Origin of the sequence: Bacillus sp. FSL K6-3149 (assembly GCF_038630515.1) — a bacterium.
Taxonomy (GTDB): domain Bacteria; phylum Bacillota; class Bacilli; order Bacillales; family Bacillaceae; genus Bacillus; species Bacillus pumilus.
In genome coordinates this window covers 368,298-392,126 of record NZ_CP152034.1, presented here as the reverse complement: position 1 = coordinate 392,126, position 23,829 = coordinate 368,298, and the positions used below count along the sequence as shown (strand labels likewise).

General features: G+C 40.2%; 21 protein-coding genes and 1 other annotated feature. Of the genes, 12 read left to right on the top strand and 9 right to left on the bottom strand.

Annotation, left to right across the window (positions count from 1 at the left end; translation table 11 throughout):
- Positions 1-10: 10 nt before the first annotated feature.
- Positions 11-766 carry an alpha/beta family hydrolase gene (locus tag MHB83_RS02075; RefSeq protein WP_050944330.1) on the bottom strand — a complete coding sequence of 252 codons (756 nt, stop codon included), beginning with the start codon at positions 764-766 and terminating at the stop codon, positions 11-13.
- Between the two features lie 189 nt (positions 767-955).
- Between MHB83_RS02075 and MHB83_RS02070 the strand changes: the two genes are divergently transcribed.
- The 5 genes from MHB83_RS02070 (at position 956) to MHB83_RS02050 (ending at position 5,516) form a co-directional block, all read left to right on the top strand.
- Entirely contained in the window at positions 956-1,804 is an 849-nt protein-coding gene (locus MHB83_RS02070; RefSeq protein ID WP_003212797.1) for a YitT family protein, read from the top strand.
- A gap of 48 nt (positions 1,805-1,852) precedes the next feature.
- Positions 1,853-2,188: a cytochrome c551 gene (gene cccB, locus MHB83_RS02065; protein ID WP_003212771.1), complete on the top strand. Its 336-nt coding sequence runs from the start codon at positions 1,853-1,855 to the stop codon at positions 2,186-2,188.
- 381 nt (positions 2,189-2,569) lie between these two features.
- Positions 2,570-3,256: a cell division ATP-binding protein FtsE gene (ftsE, locus tag MHB83_RS02060; RefSeq protein WP_003213646.1), complete on the top strand. Its 687-nt coding sequence runs from the start codon at positions 2,570-2,572 to the stop codon at positions 3,254-3,256.
- Positions 3,249-4,139, top strand: coding sequence for a permease-like cell division protein FtsX (gene ftsX, locus MHB83_RS02055; RefSeq protein ID WP_034620145.1), 891 nt, complete (start codon positions 3,249-3,251; stop codon positions 4,137-4,139). Before ftsE ends, ftsX begins: the two co-directional genes overlap by 8 nt.
- 111 nt (positions 4,140-4,250) lie before the next feature.
- The gene (locus MHB83_RS02050) at positions 4,251-5,516 is read left to right on the top strand and encodes a M23 family metallopeptidase (protein ID WP_050944327.1); all 1,266 of its coding nucleotides are present in this window, start codon (positions 4,251-4,253) and stop codon (positions 5,514-5,516) included.
- A gap of 50 nt (positions 5,517-5,566) precedes the next feature.
- On the opposite strand, the gene MHB83_RS02045 is transcribed toward MHB83_RS02050, so the two are convergent.
- Positions 5,567-6,307 (bottom strand): sulfite exporter TauE/SafE family protein, encoded by a 741-nt coding sequence (locus MHB83_RS02045; protein ID WP_003213751.1) that lies wholly within the window; start codon positions 6,305-6,307, stop codon positions 5,567-5,569.
- 153 nt (positions 6,308-6,460) lie between these two features.
- Between MHB83_RS02045 and MHB83_RS02040 the strand changes: the two genes are divergently transcribed.
- The 3 genes from MHB83_RS02040 (at position 6,461) to MHB83_RS02030 (ending at position 9,863) form a co-directional block, all read left to right on the top strand.
- Positions 6,461-7,909 carry a S41 family peptidase gene (locus MHB83_RS02040; RefSeq protein ID WP_050944323.1) on the top strand — a complete coding sequence of 483 codons (1,449 nt, stop codon included), beginning with the start codon at positions 6,461-6,463 and terminating at the stop codon, positions 7,907-7,909.
- A 344-nt stretch (positions 7,910-8,253) separates the two neighbouring features.
- Complete coding sequence (locus tag MHB83_RS02035; protein ID WP_007500014.1) at positions 8,254-8,607, top strand: swarming motility protein SwrAA; 354 nt, start codon at positions 8,254-8,256, stop codon at positions 8,605-8,607.
- Between the two features lie 68 nt (positions 8,608-8,675).
- The gene (locus MHB83_RS02030) at positions 8,676-9,863 is read left to right on the top strand and encodes a PDZ domain-containing protein (protein ID WP_050944320.1); all 1,188 of its coding nucleotides are present in this window, start codon (positions 8,676-8,678) and stop codon (positions 9,861-9,863) included.
- A 10-nt stretch (positions 9,864-9,873) separates the two neighbouring features.
- Here MHB83_RS02030 and MHB83_RS02025 read toward each other — a convergent pair whose 3' ends face one another.
- On the bottom strand, positions 9,874-10,239 hold the full coding sequence (locus tag MHB83_RS02025; protein WP_050944318.1) for a winged helix-turn-helix transcriptional regulator: 366 nt from the start codon (positions 10,237-10,239) through the stop codon (positions 9,874-9,876).
- Between the two features lie 229 nt (positions 10,240-10,468).
- Here MHB83_RS02025 and MHB83_RS02020 point away from each other — a divergent pair, with 229 nt between their 5' ends.
- Positions 10,469-11,143: an NAD(P)H-dependent oxidoreductase gene (locus MHB83_RS02020; protein WP_340901185.1), complete on the top strand. Its 675-nt coding sequence runs from the start codon at positions 10,469-10,471 to the stop codon at positions 11,141-11,143.
- A gap of 90 nt (positions 11,144-11,233) precedes the next feature.
- Positions 11,234-11,458 (top strand) — a binding site (T-box leader).
- A 75-nt stretch (positions 11,459-11,533) separates the two neighbouring features.
- Positions 11,534-12,883, top strand: a complete 1,350-nt coding sequence (locus tag MHB83_RS02015; protein ID WP_050944314.1) for an amino acid permease — start codon at positions 11,534-11,536, stop codon at positions 12,881-12,883.
- A gap of 211 nt (positions 12,884-13,094) precedes the next feature.
- Here MHB83_RS02015 and MHB83_RS02010 read toward each other — a convergent pair whose 3' ends face one another.
- The 6 genes from MHB83_RS02010 to MHB83_RS01985 all read right to left on the bottom strand — a co-directional run bounded on the left by MHB83_RS02010 (position 13,095) and on the right by MHB83_RS01985 (position 21,019).
- The gene (locus MHB83_RS02010) at positions 13,095-14,510 is read right to left on the bottom strand and encodes an ATP-binding protein (protein WP_050944312.1); all 1,416 of its coding nucleotides are present in this window, start codon (positions 14,508-14,510) and stop codon (positions 13,095-13,097) included.
- On the bottom strand, positions 14,507-15,193 hold the full coding sequence (locus MHB83_RS02005) for a response regulator transcription factor (protein WP_342496585.1): 687 nt from the start codon (positions 15,191-15,193) through the stop codon (positions 14,507-14,509). Before MHB83_RS02005 ends, MHB83_RS02010 begins: the two co-directional genes overlap by 4 nt.
- Complete coding sequence (locus tag MHB83_RS02000; protein ID WP_050944309.1) at positions 15,190-16,173, bottom strand: hypothetical protein; 984 nt, start codon at positions 16,171-16,173, stop codon at positions 15,190-15,192. The genes MHB83_RS02005 and MHB83_RS02000 overlap by 4 nt, the downstream gene beginning before the upstream one ends.
- A gap of 276 nt (positions 16,174-16,449) precedes the next feature.
- Positions 16,450-17,784, bottom strand: a complete 1,335-nt coding sequence (locus tag MHB83_RS01995; RefSeq protein WP_050944306.1) for an MFS transporter — start codon at positions 17,782-17,784, stop codon at positions 16,450-16,452.
- 40 nt (positions 17,785-17,824) lie between these two features.
- Positions 17,825-18,397 (bottom strand): TetR/AcrR family transcriptional regulator, encoded by a 573-nt coding sequence (locus MHB83_RS01990; RefSeq protein ID WP_050944304.1) that lies wholly within the window; start codon positions 18,395-18,397, stop codon positions 17,825-17,827.
- Between the two features lie 90 nt (positions 18,398-18,487).
- Positions 18,488-21,019, bottom strand: coding sequence for a PEP/pyruvate-binding domain-containing protein (locus tag MHB83_RS01985; RefSeq protein ID WP_137054354.1), 2,532 nt, complete (start codon positions 21,017-21,019; stop codon positions 18,488-18,490).
- Between the two features lie 284 nt (positions 21,020-21,303).
- Here MHB83_RS01985 and MHB83_RS01980 point away from each other — a divergent pair, with 284 nt between their 5' ends.
- Positions 21,304-21,549, top strand: a complete 246-nt coding sequence (locus MHB83_RS01980) for a CsbA family protein (protein WP_003212837.1) — start codon at positions 21,304-21,306, stop codon at positions 21,547-21,549.
- A gap of 294 nt (positions 21,550-21,843) precedes the next feature.
- Complete coding sequence (gene uvrB / locus MHB83_RS01975; protein ID WP_050944300.1) at positions 21,844-23,829, top strand: excinuclease ABC subunit UvrB; 1,986 nt, start codon at positions 21,844-21,846, stop codon at positions 23,827-23,829.

The window sequence follows — 23,829 nt, the reverse complement described above, 5'->3', positions numbered from 1 at the left end:
AAAATGATCTTTATTTTAGCCCTTTGTCTTCTTTATGGAGCTTTTTTGCTGGTTTTAGCCATCCAAGCATCGTCTGAACGATATCCTTTTGCTGTGTGAGGGCTTGAATGTCCGCTGGCTGATCACCTTTTTGTTTACCATACATGCCAAACTGAGCATGGTTCCCGCCTTTTATTTCATGATAAACGGTTTGAGACGGCAAATTTGTTTTCGATTGCTTGATTTTCTCTTGTGTCGCAAGTCCATCCTTTTCACCTGATATAGAGAGGACGTTCAAGGAGGATGATTTCAGCTCATCTGATGCTGGATAAGACGCAAGGAAAAAAAGACCGTCGAGCTGGCGCTGGTTTTTTTCTGCAAACATAGCGGCGGCTGTTCCGCCTAGTGAATGACCGCCAATATACCAGTGTTTGATCGTTTGATGATCTTTTATGATATCTTGTGCTTTATTTGTATTAAAAATCGCAAACGAAAATGGCATGTCAGGGATAAAGACAGAATAGCCTTTTTTCATCAATTCATTCCCAATATAGGCGTACGAAAGTGGTTCTACCTTTGCTCCTGGATAGAGAATGATGCCCGTATCGCTTTTAGTTGATGCAAATGTATATACGTCGTTTTTATGTTCCACTTGCTCGATGTTCACTTGCTTTTTTAAAGCGGCAGATGGTCCGTATGTAAACCGGCTCCATGTATAGAAAGCACCAAAAGCCAAAATGATCAGTGCAAGTAATGTAATGCCTGTGATCTTCAGTATTTTCTTCATCGCATGTCCCTTCTTTCTCATGTACATATTAAATATACCATCATTTGCTCCTATGCCAAACGGCAAGCACGCTGATCCGTTTGTGTGATAAAGTGTTAATCCATTAGCACTGCATTTGGCTGTTATTTACATTCATAATTGGAGGGCTTAAAATAGGTGTGCATTCAGAAGTAACGGAGGAAGACAGACATGAAGCAGGGACATTCACAATTATGGATTGAAGCAAAGAATTACTTGTTCATTTTAATTGGATCAGCCATTGTGGCGATTGGATTTAATACGTTATTATTACCGAATCAGATTGCCGCAGGTGGTGTGAGCGGGATTAGTACGATTATGCAGTCATTCGGCTTTGAGGCGGCATATGTACAGTGGGGGCTCAACATTCCGCTGTTTATCGCTGGCTTTTATTTATTAGGCGGTACATTTGGCGTGAAAACGCTCGTTGGCTCTATTTTCTTACCTTTGATGGTGTTTGTCACAAGGCATATTGCACCTGTGACACATGAAGCACTCTTAGCAGCTATTTTTGGCGGAGTGGTGATTGGGATCGGCATAGGGCTCGTGTTCCTTGGAAATGGGTCAACAGGTGGAACGGCGCTCGCTGCCAAAATCATCAATAAATATACAGGCCTCACGCTTGGTACCTGTTTAGCAATGATGGATGGCCTAATCGTTCTGGCTGCGATGACTGTTTTTGGGATTGAAGAGGGACTGTACGCTGTCATTGGTGTGTTTATTTCAAGTAAAACGATTGATGTCGTACAGGCCGGCTTCAGTCATTCGAAAATGGCGATGATCATTACAGGGCATGAGGATGAAGTCAGACAGGCAGTTTTTGATCAAATTGACCGTGGTGTCACAAAAATCTCAGCAGTTGGAGGATATACCGATCATGACCGTCCAATTCTAATGTGTGTCGTTGGACAGTCACAATTCACAAAGTTGAAACAAGTGGTGAAAGCAATCGATGCATCAGCATTTGTCATCGTAATGGATGCAAAAGAGGTGCTTGGTGAGGGTTTTAAAAGGGCGTAAACAAGGATATAATAGCGTTGACCAAATGATTGTAAGGGAGGGAAATTGATGCAAAAGAGCGGATTAATGATGCTGTTTGCAGCGATGATTCTTGTTCTTGCGGCTTGTGGAGGAAATTCAAGCAGCAGTGACAGTGACAAAGAAGGCAGCAAAAGTGCTTCAACTGTGAGCAGTGGTGAGGAAATTTATCAGCAAAACTGTATTGGCTGTCATGGGAAAGACCTATCTGGCGGAGGCGGACCAAGCCTGAAAGAAGTAGGGAAGAAATATAATGAAAGCCAAATTGCAGATATTGCACAGAATGGTAAAGGCTCTATGCCAAGCGGAATGGTAGATGAGAAGCAAGCAAAAGAAGTAGCAAAATGGCTTGCAGAGAAAAAATAAAACCTTTGTCTAATCGACAAGGTTTTTTTGTTTTTATATGTAGAAAAAGACTTTTGGATAGTATGAAAACGTATTATATTAAGTTTTATTTAAAAAATAAGGGTAAAAAGACATATTTTTCGGTTTTAAATGTTGTTTTTACCTTTTAACGATAAGTTTTGAAATATAAATGTAATACCATTGCGTCGATTCATGACGTATAATTGGAGTTGTTGAAATTTAGACGATTCAATTTTTTCATCTTTTTGGATGAAAAGGACATAAATTGCTTGTACGTATCGAAGGGTATGTGCGTGACCATACATAACGTTTTTTGACGATAAGTGTCAAAACATCATGATAAGCTGATTAGTCAGCAATAAGAAAAGATTAGGTGATTACATGATTGAAATGAAGGAAGTCTACAAGATCTATTCTAACGGTGTAAAGGCGATCAATGGAATCAATGTCTCTATCCACCCAGGAGAGTTTGTGTATGTTGTTGGTCCCAGTGGTGCTGGTAAATCCACTTTCATCAAAATGATGTATCGTGAAGAGAAGCCAACCAAAGGGAAAATCTTAATTAATAGCAAAGATTTAGGCTCGATTAAGGAAAAAGAAATCCCTTACTTAAGAAGAGAAATTGGCGTAGTATTCCAAGATTTCAAACTACTTCCAACCCTCACAGTGTTTGAGAACGTGGCATTTGCTCTTGAAGTCATTGGGGAACAGCCTCATATCATTAAGAAAAAAGTGTTGGATGTACTTGATTTGGTACAGCTCAAGCACAAAGCACGACAATTTCCTGACCAGCTGTCTGGCGGTGAGCAGCAGCGTGTATCTATCGCTCGTTCGATCGTGAATAGTCCTGAGGTAGTCATTGCAGACGAGCCGACAGGAAACCTTGATCCAGACACATCTTGGGAAATCATGAAGACACTCGAAGAGATTAATAACCGAGGAACAACAGTCGTCATGGCGACACATAACAAAGAGATTGTAAACAGCATGAAGAAACGCGTCATCGCAATCGAAGATGGAATGATTGTGCGTGATGAAGCAAGAGGGGAGTACGGCATTTATGATTAAAACTCTCTCGCGGCATTTACGTGAGAGCTTCCGTTCACTTGGAAGAAACACGTGGATGACATTTGCATCAATTAGTGCGGTCACTGTCACATTGATTTTAGTTGGGGTTTTTCTTGTGATTATGCTCAACTTGAACAACATGGCATCGAACGCTGAAAAAGAAGTAGAAGTAAAAGTGTTAATCGAATTAACAGCGAATCAAAAGCAGCAGGATGAATTAAAAGCAGAAATTGATAAGATTCCTGAAATCAGTGATGTCAAGTACTCATCTAAAGATGACGAACTAAAAGCGCTGATTAAAAGCTTTGGTGAAAATGGACAATCCATGGGACTTGTTGATCAAGAAAACCCATTAAACGATGCGTTTATTGTGAAAACATCAGATCCACACGATACACCAAAAGTAGCGAAGAAATTAGAAAACCTAAAAGGTACGTATAAAGTAACCTACGGAAAAGAAGAAGTCAGCCGACTCTTTAATGTGGTTGGAGTGGCGCGGAATGTAGGGATTGCGCTCATTATTGGGCTTTTATTTACAGCCATGTTCTTGATCTCTAATACGATCAAAATTACGATTTTTGCTAGACGTAAAGAAATCGAGATTATGAAGCTCGTAGGTGCAACGAACTGGTTTATCCGCTGGCCATTCTTCATTGAAGGATTACTGCTTGGTGTATTTGGTTCCATTATACCGATTGCTCTACTGCTTGGCACATATCAATATGCAGTGGGCTGGGTGGCACCGAGAGTACAAGGCTCATTTATTTCCATGCTTCCATATAACCCGTTTGTCTATCAAGTTTCACTGGTCCTTCTTTTGATCGGTGCAATCATTGGTGTATGGGGAAGCTTGACGTCCATCCGTAAATTCTTAAAAGTATAAATCTATTTTTGATGGCAGCACTCGAGAGTTTGATAGAAGGTGTGACCGGTTGAACCGATTCATCCGGTCGACTCTTCATGCAGACAGTTGTCATAGGAGGGGAATATCGTTTTGAAAAGAAAGCTGATGATGGCTGGAATGGCAGCGTTTATTGGAACAACGTGGCTGTATATTCCAGGGAACGAGAATCGTGCATTCGCATACGAAGACCTAGATCAAAAACGTCAACAAATCGAAGAGAAAACATCAAAGACTGAATCAACTTTGAAGAAAAAGAAATCAGAGCTGGCTAAGCTTGAAAAGAAAGAATCCAAGCTCAAAAAAGAAATTGAAAAGATTGACCACAAGGTAAGTGCTGCAACTGAAAAAGTCGCAGAAAAAGAAAAAGAAGTCAAACAAACGAAGCAAGAGATCAAGAAACTAAAAAAAGACATTCAAGTCATCAATGATCGAATTGAAAAAAGAAAAGCTATTTTCAAAGATCGAATTCGTTCGATGCAAAAAAGCGGCGGTACGATCAACTATTTAGATGTGCTGCTGGGTGCTCGCAGCTTTAGTGATTTTGTCGGTCGTGTTGGAGCTGTTACAACCATTGTCGAAGCAGACAAAGACATGATTACAGAACATGAAAATGATTTAAAGCTGGTGGAGCAAAAAGAAGCAGAGCTAAATAATCAGCTAAGTGGACTTGAAACATCTCTGAAAGAGCTAGAAGAGTTGAAAAAGGATTTGTCTAAACAGCAAAAAGAAAAAGAAAAAATCTTAGGGAATGTAACAGATAAAAAGAACCATGCCCATGATGAATTAGGCAAACTTGAAAATGAACAAGAAATTTTAGCGAACCAAAAAGCGGCTGTGAAGTCTGAGGAAGCACGCCGCCAAAAGGAAGAAGCAAAGAAAGCAGAACAAGCAGCTGCTGAAAAAAGTGCACCTACACCTCAAAGTGGCGGTTCAGATCAAATATCTGATACACCAGCAAGCAGCTCAGGCTTTATTAAACCAGCTGCTGGCCGATTCTCATCTGGCTTTGGCGGACGTTCTGGCGGAAACCACTTCGGATTAGATATTGCAGCAAAAGGCACAGTATCTGTCGTCGCAGCTGCATCTGGAACAGTCACGAACTCAAGCTACTCATCGAGCTACGGGAATGTGATATTCATTACGCATAATATCAATGGACAGACCTATCAAACGGTATATGCCCACCTATCTACAAGAAGTGTGTCCACAGGGCAGAGAGTCGAGCAAGGACAATTCCTTGGATATATGGGTAATACAGGCCAGTCACATGGTCAGCATCTCCATTTTGAAATTCATAAAGGATTATGGAATGGCGCAAAATCAAATGCAGTCAATCCAGCGCAATATATTCGCTAATCAAAAAGCCGATAACATCATGTTATCGGCTTTTCTTATTCTAAATAAAATTAAAATAACAGCAGTAAACCGGCAATAATAGGTGTTAACAGTACAGCCGATTTCAATAAAAGCTTCGGTGCAAGGCGTGTAAATTTTGCGCCAATATATGCACCTAATACTGTTCCGATTAAAATTTGAATGAGCAAGATAAAATCAACATAGCCCTCTGTAATATATCCAATTCCACCACCGATGGAAATTGGAATAATGACAAGCATCGTCGTACCAACTGCCTGTCGAATGGAAAGCCTCAGTAAAATCAAAAGTCCTACTTGGATAAATGGTGCGGACCCGATACCAAACATACCTGATAGCAATCCGGATACAAGTCCTAAAATAATACCCCTTATGAGCAACTGACGTGAAGAAAGCGGCTGCTGCTCAGCTTCTTCCTTCAGAACAAATAATTTGATCATCATAAACACAGCGGATAAAAAGAGCATGCCAGCTGTTAAATAGTGCAGATTTCCTTCTGGAATAAAAGGAGCAATCTTAGCTCCTGCAAAGGAAGCCACACAAGCCAAAGCTCCGACAATCAAACCAGATTTCAGCTGAATATTCCCTTCCCTGTAGTGGCTGTATGCACCTGATAACGTCGTAAATGCCATTGCGGCTAAAGATGTCCCAAGTGCGGTATGGATAGGGATATCAAAAATTAACGTAAGCAATGCGATGACAAAACCAGCACCGCCTGCTCCTACAAATCCTAATAAAATTCCTAATAATAGCATCGTCAATATAATATACATAGCGAAGACTCCTTCTCGATCATAACAAAATAAAAATTACACCTAATAAAATAATTAGTCAAGCCTTCGCAGCAGAATGTCTTTACATGAAATCCCTTCTTCTGGCATATAATAACTCAGGTCATCAGGAAGAGTTGAAGAAGGAGGCCAAATATGAAAAAACAAATCGCATCTATTATGGCAAGTGTCGTTCTATTAATCAGTGCAGGGGTGATGACGCATAAAGAGGGAACTCATGTGGAGTCACCGCAAGCAGCTGCTGCAATGGCTGGACAAGCTCAATCAAGTGATAAGGCGAAAGAGAATGGGATGGAGAAAATTGAGAAAGCCTATGACCTTATTTCGAATGAATATGTAGAGGAAGTGGATCGCCAAAAGCTGCTTGAAGGCGCCATTCAAGGAATGCTTTCAACTTTAAATGATCCGTATTCAGTATACATGGACAAGCAAACCGCCAAGCAATTTTCTGATTCGCTTGATTCTTCTTTTGAGGGAATTGGGGCAGAGGTGGGGATGGATGAAGGAAAAATCATTATCGTCTCTGCCTTTAAAAAATCCCCTGCAGCAAAAGCAGGTCTAAAGCCGAAAGATGAAATCATCAGCATTGATGGTGAGTCGATGAAAGAAAAAAGCTTAAACGATGCTGTACTGAAAATAAGAGGGAAAAAAGGAACATCCGTCGCTCTGAAAATCAGACGAAATGGGATTGAAAAAGAGTTAACATTCCATATCAAACGAGAAGAAATCCCACTTGAAACCGTGACTTCCTCTGTGAAAGAGGTAAATGGTCATAAAACAGGCTATATCGCGATCTCAAGCTTTTCAGAAGATACTGCGAAGGATTTCACATCAAGCCTGAAACAGCTCGAGAAAAAGGGCATAGAAGGTCTTGTGCTTGATGTGAGAGGAAACCCTGGCGGCTATCTGCAAAGTGTAGAAGACATTTTGAAGCATTTTATTACAAAAGATCAGCCTTATATTCAAATTGCAGAACGGAACGGCGACAGGAAACGCTATTTTTCAAAGCGGAAAGAACAGAAGCCTTACCCAGTTAATGTCTTAATTGATAAAGGCAGTGCATCCGCTTCTGAAATACTCGCTGGTGCTATGAAAGAAGCCGGAAAATATGAAGTCGTCGGTGATGTCTCCTTTGGGAAAGGCACTGTGCAGCAGGCGGTTCCAATGGGTGACGGCAGTAACATTAAATTAACGCTGTATAAATGGCTCACGCCAAAAGGAAATTGGATTCACAAAAAAGGTGTCGTACCGACGATTGCGATTCATCAGCCAGATTACTTTACTGTAGGACCGCTTCAGCTGAAAGAACCACTTCAGCTTGATATGAACAATGAAGAAGTGAGACAAGCACAGACGCTATTAAAGGGCTTGTCATTCGACCCCGGCAGAGTAGACGGCTACTTTGATGAAGAAACGAAAAAAGCGGTATTAGCCTTCCAAAGCACATACAATCTCAACAAATCAGGTGTAATTGATCTGAAGACAGCGAAAATGATGAACAAAATGGTGGATGAAGTGAAATCCTATGAAAAAAATGATCTTCAACTGCAGACTGCACTAAAAGCACTATATCTTAAAAAATAAAGAGGCGAATAAATGCCTCTTTTTTTTGGTTCATAAGTGTCACAAACATGTAATAGTTTATTCTTAAAAATAAATTATATCGAGAAATATATTCATTTATTTTACAAAAAACATAACATTCCTTCGATTTTACCCGATAACATATTTATATAAGAGACTTTCTGTTGATTTAAACATGTCATGAAAATGAAACTTTTGAAAGTTGTATGTTACATAAATAATTCTTACAATATAAAGTAGCACTCATTTTAAATATTTTATTTTTTGCGGATATTCAGCTTGAGCATTAAGCTGTACCGAGGTTTGCGCTTTTCTTAAAAGAACTAGTAAATGGGGGTACACAATTGAAAAGGGCAAGTATTGTGAGAGAGAAAAAATATTACGAGTTGGTAGAGGAGCTTAAGAGTCGTACGAAAGATGTGACGTTTTCCGCTACAAAGGCATTAAGTCTGCTCATGCTGTTAAGCAGGTACTTGGTCAATTACACAACGGTAGAATCAGTCGACGAAATCGATGAAGACTGTGCTGAGATATACTTCAATTATTTAATGGATAATCATAAGAGACTTGGTATAAACTTAACCGACATCAAGAGGTCGATGCAGCTGCTCGGCGGCATACTAGATGTAGATGTCAATCACTACTTAAAAGATTTTTCACTGTCGAATGTCACACTTTGGATGAATCAGGAGAAATAAACCTGGTGTCAAGCATCGATTTATTTGATAGAATAAGAGAAAATGCTTGACTTGGGCGGTGAACGATAATGAGCTCGGAGTGGATGGGAGCTGGATTAAAAGCGGTCGGTCTGTTTTTAATCCACCCTCTTTTTTATTTCATGATATTAATCAGCCTGTTACATGGCTACATCCGCGTAAAGCGGGAGAGAAAAGCGTTTCAAACAAGAATAGAAGATGTATACGATGAACTTAAATTTACATATTCAAAGGGATGGATTCTAGGGATTTGCCTATCCGTCATTTCAGTAGGCTTAGGGATTGCCCTCCCGCCTGGATTCATCGTGCTGATTGCAGCGATGACCATTGTTTGCTCTTTATTCTTTAAGGCGAGTGCGCTTTCGTCTGCATACACACTCGGTTTCAGCTTTATTGCGGCACTTGGACTGATGTATTTCCAAGTGAGCCATTCATGGTTGCCGCAGCTCTCAATGATGAATACATCAGCCGTTGTTATTCTGCTAGGACTTTTATTAATGACCGAGGGGATTCTAGCCTATCGAACGGCGCATTTACGAACATCGCCTGCAATGGTGATGAGTGCGAGAGGACTTTTGATTGGCCAGCAGCGGGCAAATCGTCTGTGGCTTTTACCGCTTGTTTTGCTGATGCCGGCAGGTGAATTTACTTCTTCTCTGCCATGGTGGCCGGTGCTTCAAGTACACGATCAAAGCTTTTCATTTATTTTGATTCCATACATCATCGGTTTCGGGCAGCGGATTCAAGGATCGCTGCCAATTGTCAGCATTCAAATTACGGCACGGCGTATTCTCATGCTTGGACTCGCTGTTGCTTTACTAGGTGCTGCAAGTATTTGGTTTGAGCCGATTGCATGGGGAGCTGTATTGATAGCGATTGCCGGAAGAGCATTCCTCTCATGGAAACAGAGAGTCAACGACAATGCAGCTCCATTCTACTTCTCTAAGCGTAATCAAGGGCTAATGGTGCTGGGAATCATTCCGAATACACCTGCAGCTGATTTAAAGCTTGAGATCGGAGAAGTCATTACAAAGGTGAATGGAATTGAAGTCAAAACCGTTTCGGAATTTTACGAAGCCCTTCAAACCAATCGTGCTCTGACAAAGCTTGAGATCATTGGCTTGAATGGTCAGACAAGGTTTGAGAAACGCGCTTCTTACGAAGGGGAGCATCATCAGCTTGGCATCCTGTTTGTGAAGGATGATCCTCAGCAAGAATCAACGGCGATTTCATCATAAAAAAAAGCTGCTAGAGATGGCAGCTTTTTTCTTTTGGACGCGCTTCTTTTCCATAGGATTCGCCCCATTCACGCATAGCGAAGATGATAGGCTTTAACGTATCTCCTAAAGAAGTGAGTGAATATTCGACACGAGGAGGGACCTCCTCATAGACTTCTCTGTGAACAACGCCGTCTTGTTCTAGCTCGCGCAATTGCAGCGTAAGAACACGCTGAGAAATCCTTGGCAGAAGCCGGCGTAATTCGTTGTATCGTTTTGGACCGCAAGTCAAATGATAAAGGATCACTCCTTTCCATTTTCCTCCTATTACACTCGTTGTGGTGGAAACGGGACAGCCATGATTGACAATACTGACTGGATTGGATGGTGCACTCATCTTTACACTCCTTTCTAAGGCGAAATGGGTGATAAACGAACATGATTGTACCTAACGAACAAAAATGTGCGTACTTGAATCAAAGGAAGTTTTTCTTTTACCATAGAGGTATCACATCACACATTCGGGTTGTTTGTTTTCTTATCATAACAATTTCTATATGGGAATGGAAAGAAATTGGATTGGTGAAACTTCACACCCTAATCGTTCACTAGAAAGGATGAATACCATGCGAGACAAAAAGCAATTAAAAAAAGAAATCATTGAGGCGTATGAATTCCGTCATGCGACAAAAGAGTTTGACCCGGCGAAAAAGATTCCAGAAGATGACTTTGCGTTCATTTTAGAGACAGGAAGACTTTCGCCAAGCTCTGTCGGATTTGAGCCTTGGAAGTTCCTCGTCGTTCAAAATGAAGCATTTAGAGAGAAATTAAAAGAATATACATGGGGTGCGCAAAAGCAGCTTCCAACTGCCAGCCATTTTGTGATCATTTTGGCAAGAACAGACGCCCGGTACGATTCAGCATATGCAGAATACATCAACAAGGAAATCAAAGGAATGACAGACGAAACGTTTGAGATGGTAAAAGAACGCTACAAACAATTCCAAGAGAATGATCTTCATTTGATGGAAACTAACCGCACGCTCTTCGATTGGGCTTCCAAACAAACGTATATTGCCCTTGGAAATATGATGACAGCCGCAGCACAAATCGGCATCGATTCATGCCCTGTTGAGGGATTCAGCTACGATGAAATTCATCGTATGCTTGAGGAAGAAGGATTACTTGAAGATGGTCAGTACGACATCTCTGTCATGGCTGCCTTTGGGTATCGAGTCATTGAGCCAAAGCGCGGCAAAACGCGTCGTCCAATGGATGAAGTAGCCATTTGGATTCGTTAAAAGAAAATGTCTGAAAAAGGCTGTTGACAATTGTGTGGTTAGTCAGTATATTTAAAAAATAAAATCTTTGATAAATAGACAAATTGACTATAAAACGCTTTGACTTGAGAATAGTAAATGAATATCCGTTTTCTAAGAGAGCTGCGGGTTGGTGCAACGCAGTAAAACGAATCATTGAACTCGCTCAAGGAGCGGCAAGACTGAATGAATAGTAAGTCTTTACGTGTGACCTCCGTTATCGGGTTTCAAGTTGGATTCAGCTATGTCTGAGTCAATAAGAGTGGTAACGCGGTTGCAAGGTCAGTCGTCTCTTCAAGGAGATGACTGGCCTTTTTATATGCTTTTATCTTATATTTGTCTGAAGATTCAAATTTAAAGGAGCTATAGAAAATGGAAAAGGAACATGTGCAATTAAAACGAACAATGACGTCAAGGCATATCATGATGCTCGCACTTGGCGGTGCCATCGGTGCTGGTCTGTTTAAAGGAAGCAGTTCTGCCATTGATATCGCGGGTCCTGCTGTCATTTTGGCATATATGATTGGTGGTCTTATTTTATTATTTATTATGCAAGGACTTGCCGAAATGACAGTTGCACGACCTGGCGCTAGAACATTCCGTGATTTAATTGAACCTGTGTTAGGCAAATACCCCGCCTATTTCTTAGACTGGATTTATTGGAAAATGTGGGTGTTGAACATTGCAGCAGAAGCGATCGTGTCTGCAATCTTTATTCAGTACTGGTTCCCACAAGTACCGATTTGGACACTTGTGTTAATCATTTCACTTGTTGTGACATTGATCAATGTTTGTTCAGTCAAAATGTTTGCTGAAACAGAGTACTGGTTAGCTTCTATTAAAATTGCTGTCATTCTTTTATTTATTATCATTGGGTTAACGATGCTGTTTGTCTCATTCGGACAGCATGCAGCACCGGGATTATCCAACTTAACCGAACACGGAGGATTTTTTCCGAATGGAACAGGCGGCTTAATTGCGGCAATGCTGGTGGTCGTGTATTCATATGGCGGAACTGAAATGATTGGGGTTACATTAGCAGAAACGAAAAACCCTGAAAAAGTCATCCCAAAAGCCATTCAAAGTACATTTGTACGAATCATCGGTTTTTATGTACTTCCGTTCTTCATCATCGTCAGCTTAATTCCTTGGAATCAAGTAAACAATGAACAAGTGAGCCCATTCGTCACGGTGTTTGCAACGATTGGTGTGCCATATGCAAGTGATATCATGAACGGGATTATTCTATTAGCAATCTTGTCTTCTATGAACTCTGGTCTGTATGCTTCTTCAAGGGTACTATTTACACAGGCAATGGATGGCCGTATATGGAAGGGCTTTTCGAAGCTGTCGAAACAGCAGGTGCCAGTCAGAGCGATTCTAGTATGTACATCTACTTTGTATGTAGCCGTATTAATCTCTCTTTTTGTAGGAAGTCAAACCTTTAATTATTTAATGGGATCTTTAAGCTACACGGTCTTATTCATCTGGTTTATTATTGCTGTCGGGCATCTAAAGTCTCGAAGCGTAGCAGCACCAGGAGGATATCGCGTCAAGCTGTATCCTTTCACAACATGGTTTTCTGTCATTGCGATCATTGCCATTTTTATCGGTGTTGTATCAACAACTCCGATTGTCCAAACCTTGGTCACAATGGGTATCTATCTCATCATTACGCTTTCTTTCTTCATCAATAGAAAGCGGTTTGAAACAGCTGTTTAATATAAAAGCGTGCAGGACTCTTGAAGAAGGTCTCGCACGCTTTTTTAATGTAGTTTTATTGTTTGAACGAAAGCAATCGACTATCCTTTTGAAAGGAATTGATGCATAAAAGTAGATGATCAAAAAGATGCCGAAAATAGCTGTTCAAATTTAGGCGACTGATGCGTATATTTGGATTAAACGAATGACCTTACCTAAAAAATCTAATTGGCTATATCGTAGGCAGGTTTTCATCGACTGGAGTATTTGGCAGCTGGATGATGGCTGTCGTACCGCATCCTGGCTCAGATTGAATATCGAACGTGCCATGATGTTTTTTCATGATTTGATAGACAATAGCTAGTCCAAGACCTGAGCCGCCATCTTTTCTCGTACGTGCCTTATTTACTCGATAAAATCGCTCAGAAACATGTGGAAGGTCTTCTTTTGGAATGCCGTTGCCCTCATCTGTCACTCTCAATTCAGCTTTATGTTGGTGAACTAGTAATTCAATCGAGACCGATTTTCCAGAGGGAGTGTAATGAATGGCATTGTCCAGTAAATTACGAACCACTTGTTGCAGCCGATCGCTATCGCCATACACAATACAATCCTCATCAAGTGTCCGTTTCAGATAAATGCCCTTTTGATTAGCGATAAATGCCATTTGATCAAGAACGTCATGAATCAGCTGAGCAAAGACGATTGGCTCCATCGTTAGTGGATAAGAATCTCCTTCTAGCTGCGCAAGGTCTAAAAGATCATGCACAAGTCGGCTTAAACGTGCGGCCTCATCCTGGATGATGTGCATTCCTTTTTTTTGATCAATGATCCCTTCTTCAATACCTTCAGCATATCCTTTCATATAACTTAGCGGAGTCCGAAGTTCGTGGGAGACATTCGCAAGAAATTCCCTGCGGTGCTGCTCAACTTTTTCAAGGGTAGAAGACAGTTTGTTAAAAGAGCGGCTCAGCTGGTTTAATTCATCTCCGTTTTTGGTCACAGCCATCCGTTTTGAAAAATCGCCAGATTCCATTTCCATCGCAATTTCTTTCATTTGATTAATTGTCCGAACGACTTTATTGGAGCTCTTATATCCGATAAAGAAAATCAGGAGCAGAATTAATAAAATGGATATGCCAAGTGTCAATCTGATTTGGACAAAGGGTTCATATACATCCGATAAGGGCATGGATAGAAAAATTGTCCCTGATAGCTCATCTTTGCTTGAGAAAACAGGGATGGCGATGCCAAGAATATCTTGATGAAACTGTGAGTGTTCTCTAATCAACACGACGGTTTCCCCCTGAAGGAGCTTTTGGCGTTCCTTGAACGTAATGAGGTTATCATTTGTGTTCGTATCAAAAGGAAGACCACTTGAAAGCTCCATTGGGTCATCTGTAAAAATAATGTTCGCCTGACTCGAGTCGTTAGCCCATTTTACTCTATCGGTAAAATACGTATCTTTCCCGTGTTGATGATAAATTTGTGCCAGCTTTTTACCTTGTAAACTTAAGGAATCAATCTGCTTATCAACATACAAGTGCTGGTATAAGTAATAGGTGAGGGCAAGAGCTGAGGCAGCAACGATTCCGGTCACTACAAGGATTAAGAAGAGCACTTTCTTTTTAATCGATAAAGGCTTCATTCTTCCTCCTCAAACTTATAGCCGACACCCCAAACGGTTTTTATATGCCGTTCCGCTCCCTTTAATTTCAGTCTCAGCGTTTTGATATGTGTATCGACTGTTCGTAAAGAGCCGCTTGTAGAATGTGATTCCCACAATTTTTGATAGAGCTGTTCTCGTGAAAACACTTGGCCTTGATTGAGTAAAAGAAACATGAGCAAATCGAATTCTCTTCTAGTTAAATTAATGGGCTCCCGATGGATATAGACTTGTCTACCATCCTGATCAATCTCCATGTCACCAAACTGTATGCGGCTGCGCTTTAGCGAAAGACCTCTAATTCGTCTCAAAGTTGTTTCAATTCTTGCTGCAAGCTCACGTAGACTGAAAGGCTTCATGATGTAGTCATCCGCACCAATTTCTAGGCCTCTAATTCGATCCTCCTCATAACTTCTAGCTGTTAAGAATAAGATGGGGATTTGAGATGTTTGCCTGATACGCTGGCAGACTTCAAATCCATCCATATCAGGCATCATGATATCTAGTACTACAAGGTCAACGGGTTCCTTTTCAAGCTGACGTAAGGCATCCATTCCATTACTAGCTGTGATGATGTGAAAGCCTTGTCTTTTTAAGAAGGATCCGATTAACTCAAGCATATCGAACTCATCGTCTACAATTAAAATATGCATTTGTTCTTTCATTTCTTTTCCTCCAACACGATAGCATAAGGTCCTGATGGGACATTCAGTCGATTTTTCATCATGAATGTATGTTTATCGATAATTGATACTGAATTGTCATCTAAGTTACTCACATATATTGATGTGGTATCAGCGGTGATATAATTCGGATTTTGACCAGTTTCAACAGAAGCAAGCTGCTTATTCTTCTCTGTATCTACTTTGTATAGCGTATGATCTCCATGACAAAGTACATATAAAGTAGAAGAATTTTTCTCTGAAAAGAATGCAACAGGCATAACGCCTAGTTTTATTTCTCGCTGCTTTTTACCTGTTTGAGGGTCGTAAGCAAAAATGCTCTTATTTAAGGTGCCTGGTTTTCCGTGACCACCGATCCAAATGGACTGTCCATCAAAATGAATACCAGATGGTCGTTCAAGTACAGAGAACGTACGTATATGTTTTTCCTTCTCAATATCTATAACAGAGACAGTATGACTTTCTGCATTTAAAACAAATAAAGTACCTGACGGAGAAAGTGTCATAGAAGAAGGTAACTTTCCGGTCTTCACAGTTGCTTTTATTTTTTTACGCTGCGTATCAATAAAATAAACGACGTTTTTCTGCGAATCTGCTGCAATTAAGGTGTGAGAAGCTGCATCATATGTAAGGGAAGTCAGCCCTTTATTCACATCCATATAATCTGTTGCTGTACCTTTTTTTAAATTAATTTCGATAAGCGATTCTCCTTCTTTACTAGTTGCGATGATGACGTCTTTGTTGATTTGGATAAGATCAGTGAGCGGATGTTTTAAATCAACGGAAGAGATCATTTTATTCTTTTGTAAATCAACTATTGAAAAGGAGGCTTTTTTTAATTGAGAGATGACCGCGATCGATTGAGAGCTGCCAGGTGGAGTAAATTGCTGGTCTTTTCCACAGCCTGACAGGAATAACAATAGAGCTGATAAATAGATCACAACATATTTTACACGTTCCATTCTTCCGCTCCTTTGCGTCCTCTATTTTCAAAAAGCATACCACAAAAATTGTGAAAAAAAATCGAAGTTATCAATGCTGAAAGAGATGAAAAACAGATTTTAGGTAGATGAATGAGGACAATTCGATTTAAAGTTCCTTTTTTGTCTAGTCATGTGGCATTTTTTCATCTTTAAAAAAGGATTTTCAATATTTGATTCCTGTGCCAGCTATAGCTTACAGTGATAAAAATAATGAAAACTCCCCCGCTCTAAATCGCCATAGAGCGCAGGGAGTGATTAGGCAGAATGCCCAGATGATGGAGAGGTAGATTTCGTTTTGACGCGTTGGGATAAAAGGAAGCCAAGGATTCCTGCGCCCATTAATACAATAAATAAAGATTGGAAACCACTCATGATACCTATCAATGTCGACGAAATGATACTGCCAAAATATCGAAAGGTTGAGAAAATACCAGATGCCGAACCAGATAAGCTTTGATCAACAGCTGTTAAAGAAGCCATCTGCATACTGGTCATACCAATCCCTGATGAAATTCCACCTGCGACTAGTGTCACGATAAGCAGTGGTAAGGTTGGGTACTGACTCAGTGTAATTAACATGATGCCTGATAAAGTAAGGCAGAGAAATGAAAAGCGAATCATTTTTTTCGCGCCTTTTTTTGGATGGAGTCTTGCGCCTAATAAACCGCTAAGAGACATACAAAGAGAAAATATCGATAGAATCATACCGCTTTGTGTATGAGAAAGCGCAAGTTGTTGTTCCATAAACAGCGGCATAATGAGAAGGATAGCATACATCACAAAATTACTTAGCATGATCGACAGATTCGCATTTGTAAATGAACTGTTTTTAAATAGGGATAAATCGATAATTGGATTCTTTACTTTCCGTACATGTTTAAAGAATAAAGGAATGACAATCAATGCTAGAATGCCATAAATTAAATATTCATTTAGTAGCTGGCTTTTTGAGCATAAAATGATTGTGGCAATTCCGATGGTTAAATACAATGAACCGATCATATCTACCCTTGCATGTATGCGTGTATGCTTTATGTTTGGAATGAGCAAGACGCCGGTGACTAGTGTAAGAAACAGAAATGGAATATTTACTAAGAATATGGAATGCCAATCAAAACTCTGAATGAGAATCGATCCAATAAATGGCCCAAGTGCGGCACCAATACCAGCACCAAATCCAAAGTAACCCATTGTTTTAGATAGCTTTTCGGGTGACACTGTTGCACGAATCAAAGCAATGCTATTCGGTGTTAAAATAGCCCCGCCAGCTGCTTGAATGGAGCGAAAGATGATGAGAAATGCTAGATTAGGTGCTAAAGCACAGCCAATCGAGCCGATTAAAAAGAGTGTCACTCCGGTTAAATACATGCGGCGGTGTCCATATATATCTCCTAACTTACCAGCGATAGGCTGTGTGACCGCCATGACAATAAGATAAATCGTGACAACCCAAGTAATGTTTGAAATGGATTGATCATAATAAGTTGATATGGATGATAAAGCGACTGCGATCATCGTTGAGTTGACCGGAACTAGTATAGCTCCAAGTAACAAAGAATAGATGATCAAATTCTCTTTTTGCAATTTCAATGTGTATACCACCTTTTGTAAAAAAGAAGAATTCCACCCTTTAAGCGGGAGAAATTCCTCTCATGAAAATGTGTGTGTATGTCTCAATAAAATCATCTTTTTGTGTTAATACGAGCTGGAAGTCTTGCTCAAGCTGCTGAATAAAAAAACCGAAATACGTACTAATGAAAATGTCTGCATAAATGTCTTCTTTTCCTTTTAAGACATGATGCAAAGCACTCATCTTTTTGAAGTATTGTATCAGCATTTCCCTTAGTTCTTGAGGATAAATTTTTTCATGACTGGTCAGATCTTTAAACATAGCCGGTTCTCGCATGCTGATATAAATGAATTCTTTTTTTGAAGTTAAATGTTCAAGGATATAGGAACCGAGAAACTTTAAATCGGTGTATAAATCCCCTTTAAATTCTGCTTCTAAGGTTTTCGTCGGCGTTGATTTCATTTTCATAATGGCAGCAATAACGCCGCGTTTGTTTTTAAAGTTGCGGAAAATTGTTGCTTCACTGACATTCGCTTTTGTGGCTATTTCTTTTGTTGTGGTTTTTTGATAGCCCTTTTCAGTCAATAAATCCATTGTTGCACGAATGATTCGTTGATTTGTAGATTTTAACAAGCATACTCACCTCAGGTTATGAATGTGTTTGCAACAAAGTAAGTATACCGATAAAACCTATGACCGCCAATATGATCCAAAACGATAAAGTTAGACACGTGCATGCTGTTTTAATATCTGAATGCGTCCATTGCTTCCATCTACTGTCACAAGGTCACCTGATTGAAGTGTTTCAGTCGCTATTCGGGTTCCTAGGACAGCTGGCATCATATACTCTCTAGCGATAATAGCTGAATGAGACAAAATGCCTCCAGCATCGGTGATGACTGCTTTTGCATCTCTAAATAAGCTCGTCCATAAAGGTGTGGTTGTTTTGCAAACTAAAATATCATCCTTTTGAAATTGTGAGAATTCCTCAGCACATGTAATGACTTTTACTCTTCCAGAAACAATGCCGCTAGATGCGCCAATTCCATAGATCATATCGCTTGTATTGTTTTCATTTTCTCTTAATGAACCGAGCATTCTTTCTACTTGCTGCAATTCAGCTTCAGTTGGGGTACCCATATAAGCTGGTGGTTGGATGGCTTCATTATCTTTCATGTCAATTTTTCTTTGTGCGATGACCGTATCAAATGATGTAGAGGTTGTGAGCGCTGTGTGTACCTCCTCATCGTAGAGGTACCATAGATCTTCTGGATGAGGGATCGCTCCTTTTTGTACAAGAAGTTCACCAATCTTTAATAGATATACCCTGGCTTTAGCATCTAACATGGCATCAATATAGAAGTGGTGATCGTCACGGATATTAGTGGCCTGTAGGGCGAATTGGTAAAGAGTCTCAAATTTCGTTTTAAACGCTTCATCCTTCACTTGGCTCATAAAATGTTCATACGTCTCTTGTCTTTTGATGACGGCTTGTGCAAATTCTTCATCAAAATCACTTTGGTGTTGAATATTGTTTCTGATGATATCTAGTATAAACTCAGGGTTTTCCACCCATGTCTCTTCCGTAAGGTCATGACTTTTAACAGATCGCCAGCCATAGACTTGAAGAAATTCTTCTAATGTCGAAATGAAGTGTCTGCCTTTTTCCGATTGAGTGAGTGCATCAAGCAGTGCTGGATTCTTTTCATGGTTCATAAATGCTTGATGAAGTTCAGTATCTTGATGGACACTCTTTGCAAAATCAGATAGCTTCTTGTCTGTTTCAAGAGATTTGTTCATCACGCCTATCATCATCTCATGCAGCAGGATCACTTGTGATTGATCACCAGTATACGTCACAAGCATGTCTTCAATCATAGCCGATAAAATGACTTGAGGTATGACAATATCAAAATGATCATCGTATGCTTGTATATAAAAAGTCTTTAATTCTTCGAAGCCGACGATGGCGTCTTCTATGGTCATCGTTTCCTTCATTTTATGATCGAGTTTTTCGTAAAAGGGAAAGAAATTTTTCTCTAAAATCTCATACATACGTTCACTTAAATGCGGAAATAACTCAAATATGCTCTCATCAAAAACTGGTGCAGCTTCTGCACTTGCTTCAGGCAGTGACGGTGATGAATACAGGTGACCTCTATAAAGCTTGATATCTTTAATATTCAGATCAGGCACTTGATATTTTTCACCATTTTTCTTCATACCGCTTTTTAATGCTGGGATGATCAGGCTTGAAAAGAGAGGACTTGTTGGGCCCGGCAGATGATCGTCCATTGAGATCCAGAAATCCTGCAGCTCGTCTGGCTGCATTTGAAAAGAAGCGCCCGCTGTCTCATCTGCTGCTTTTGAGAGGGCTGCGGTAATCGGCCTGGCTTGAAGTAAATAAAATGTGCCATTTGCTATTCCAAATTCGATATCGACGCTATGACCATAAAGTGCTTCTACTTGTTTGGTGATTTGCGTGATTTCTTCTAATTGCTCATCATTCAGGCAAAACTGACCAGCCATTTCTTCCGTTACTGCTTGTTCAATGACACCTTCTTGATAAGGGATAATTTGCAGCTCTTTCGTTCCAAGTGATTTTTCAATAAAAAGTGTCTCTTTGTCTATAACAAATGTGTCAGGCGTCACAAGCCCGGAGACGATTGCTTCTCCTAGTCCGTAGCTTGCTGTGAGCATCATTTCATTTGTTTTTCCTGTTACGGGATTCTCACTAAAGATGACACCGGAGACGTCAGAATGGATCAATCCTTGAACGACAACAGCCATGAGCGGCATCTCTTCCTCGTTTTCATCCATCTCTTCCTTATATTCTGTCACTCTCGCTCCAAAATAAGAAGACCAGCATTCTTTGACAGCCTGTAAGAATTCTTCATTTGTTTTGATATTTAAATAGGTCTCGTACTGTCCTGCAAATGAGGCGCCTTCGAGATCTTCAGCAACAGAAGAGGATCGAACTGCAACTGAGGGATAAGTCTTCCGCAATGATTGAAAGGACGAAAGGAGTTCTGCTTCCATTTGAGAAGGAAACGATGCTTTTTTGATTTTGTCAGCAAGGTTTTGTTCAGTTGGATGCAGGTTGTGATATGAAAGAAAGCTTGAAAAGCTGTTGGTTTTGATAATAAATCCATCTGGGACTGGCAGGCCGTGATTGTTTAATTTGATTAAATTCAGGCCTTTTGCCCCTGCGAGTGCTGCGGATTCTTCAGCCGCATGAAATAGAACTGAATACATGGGAATGCCCCCTTATCCAAATAGCCAATGGTTTGTCTGTCTCTCTATCGTTTCTAAAATGATAGTGCGCACTATCATTTTAATCATAGGATTTATTGGATGTTACTGTCAAAGACGGAAAGACCTATCTTTACAAAGGGGACATTCTCACTAATTTCCTTCTATATCTATAACAAAAGTCTCCGAACAGAAAGAAAAATAGGTGAAATTGAAAACTGTGAATTGTTCAATATGCCAATCTTTACTATAATCAAGGGAGTAGACCAAGAAGAGGGAGGGTTTTTGTGATTACAAAAGCCATATTTGCACTTGTTTTTCCTTTCCTGCTCGTTATTTTATTTTCAAAGGTTACTTATAATCATTATGTGGGCATTGCATTAACAGCAGCGCTTTTATTTGCCTCGTACATGAAGGGCTATACAGAAACCTACTTTATTGTGGGATTAGATATCATTTCTTTAGTAGCTGGGGCATTATATATGGCTAAAAAAGAAATTGAAAAGAGAGAAAAGGCTGAAAAAAATCATTGATATCATCATCAAGAGCGTGTTAGGCAGAAAGATGACGTTTTATAAGCTGTGCTTACGAATTCTAGTGAGTGCAGCTTTCTTTTGTTCTCTTTTTCTGCTCATCGAATATCTCTCACCAAAATGTTCCATACTGAAAGGAAGGTTTTCGCAAGAGGGTTATTTGGTATTGAAGAGAGGGTATGACTGTATTGGAAATAAAAATCAAGTAAGAGCCGAACTTTAGTTCGTATTTTTGTGTTCTTTTATGATAATATATTCATTAGATAGATTTCGTAACGAAACGGAGGCTTTGATGTGAGTGACCGCTTTGAATTAGTTTCTAACTATCAGCCCCAAGGAGATCAGCCGAAGGCAATTGAAAAGCTTGTTGAGGGGATACATCAGGGGAAACAGCATCAAACGCTGTTAGGTGCTACAGGTACGGGAAAGACCTTTACTGTATCCAACCTGATCAAAGAAGTGAACAAACCGACACTTGTCATTGCGCATAACAAGACACTTGCCGGTCAGCTATACAGCGAGTTCAAGGAATTTTTTCCGAATAATGCTGTCGAATATTTTGTGAGTTACTATGATTATTACCAACCAGAGGCGTATGTGCCTCAGACTGATACATTTATTGAAAAGGATGCCAGCATCAATGATGAGATTGATAAGCTGAGACACTCCGCTACGTCCTCGTTATTTGAGCGGAGAGATGTCATCATCATTGCCAGTGTCTCCTGTATTTATGGCTTAGGTTCGCCAGAGGAATACCGAGAGCTTGTGCTGTCTTTACGTACTGAAATGGAGATTGAACGCAATCAGCTTCTTCGTAAGCTGGTGGACATTCAGTATTCTCGTAATGATATAGATTTTCAGCGCGGAACCTTCCGAGTACGAGGAGACGTCGTTGAAATTTTTCCTGCTTCACGTGATGAACATTGTATCAGAGTGGAGTTTTTCGGTGATGAAATTGAACGTATTCGTGAAGTGGATGCACTCACTGGAGAAATACTCGGTGATCGTGAGCATGTGGCTATTTTCCCAGCATCTCACTTCGTCACAAGAGAAGAAAAAATGGAAAAAGCGATTATTAATATTGAACAAGAGCTTGAAGAGCAGCTCGAAAAACTTCGAGATAATGGAAAATTGCTAGAAGCGCAGCGCCTTGAGCAGCGGACAAGATATGACCTTGAGATGATGAGAGAAATGGGCTTTTGTTCAGGAATCGAGAACTACTCAAGGCACCTGACCTTGCGTCCTCCTGGTTCAACACCTTACACATTGCTTGATTATTTCCCGGATGATTTTATGATTGTTGTTGATGAGTCACATGTGACGATCCCGCAAATCCGTGCGATGTACAACGGGGACCAAGCAAGAAAGCAAGTGTTGGTTGATCACGGATTCCGTCTGCCTTCAGCACTTGATAACAGACCGCTCACCTTTGATGAGTTTGAAAAGCATATCAATCATATTGTGCATGTATCTGCCACTCCTGGTCCTTATGAGCTTGAGAAAACACCTGAGGTTGTGGAACAAATTATTCGTCCAACAGGTTTACTTGATCCAATCATTGAAGTGCGTCCGATTGAAGGGCAAATTGATGACTTAATTGGAGAAATTCATGCGCGGGTTGAGAAAAATGAACGTGTGCTTGTGACGACGCTGACGAAGAAAATGTCTGAAGATCTTACAGATTACTTAAAAGAGATCGGAATCAAAGTTAATTATCTGCATTCAGAAATTAAGACCCTTGAGCGGATTGAGATTATTCGCGATTTGCGTCTTGGAAAATATGATGTGCTTGTGGGAATCAACCTTCTTCGTGAAGGACTGGATATTCCAGAGGTCTCGCTCGTGACGATTTTAGATGCAGATAAAGAAGGCTTCTTACGCTCTGAAAGATCCCTCATCCAGACGATAGGCCGTGCCGCGAGAAATTCGGAAGGCCGGGTCATTATGTATGCAGATAAAATGACCAAATCAATGGATATTGCGATTCAAGAAACGAAGCGAAGACGAGAGCAGCAAGAGGCGTATAATGAGAAATATGGAATTACTCCGCAAACCATCCATAAGAAAATTAGAGATGCCATTAAAGCAACAAAGATACATGAAGAATCGGAAGAATATGAAACAAATGCAGCACCAAAGCTGTCAAAAATGAGCAAAAAAGAACGAGAAAAAGTGATCGAAAAGGTCGAGATGGAAATGAAAGATGCAGCAAAAGCGCTTGATTTTGAAAAAGCAGCAGAATTAAGAGATCTATTGCTAGAGCTAAAAGCGGAAGGATGA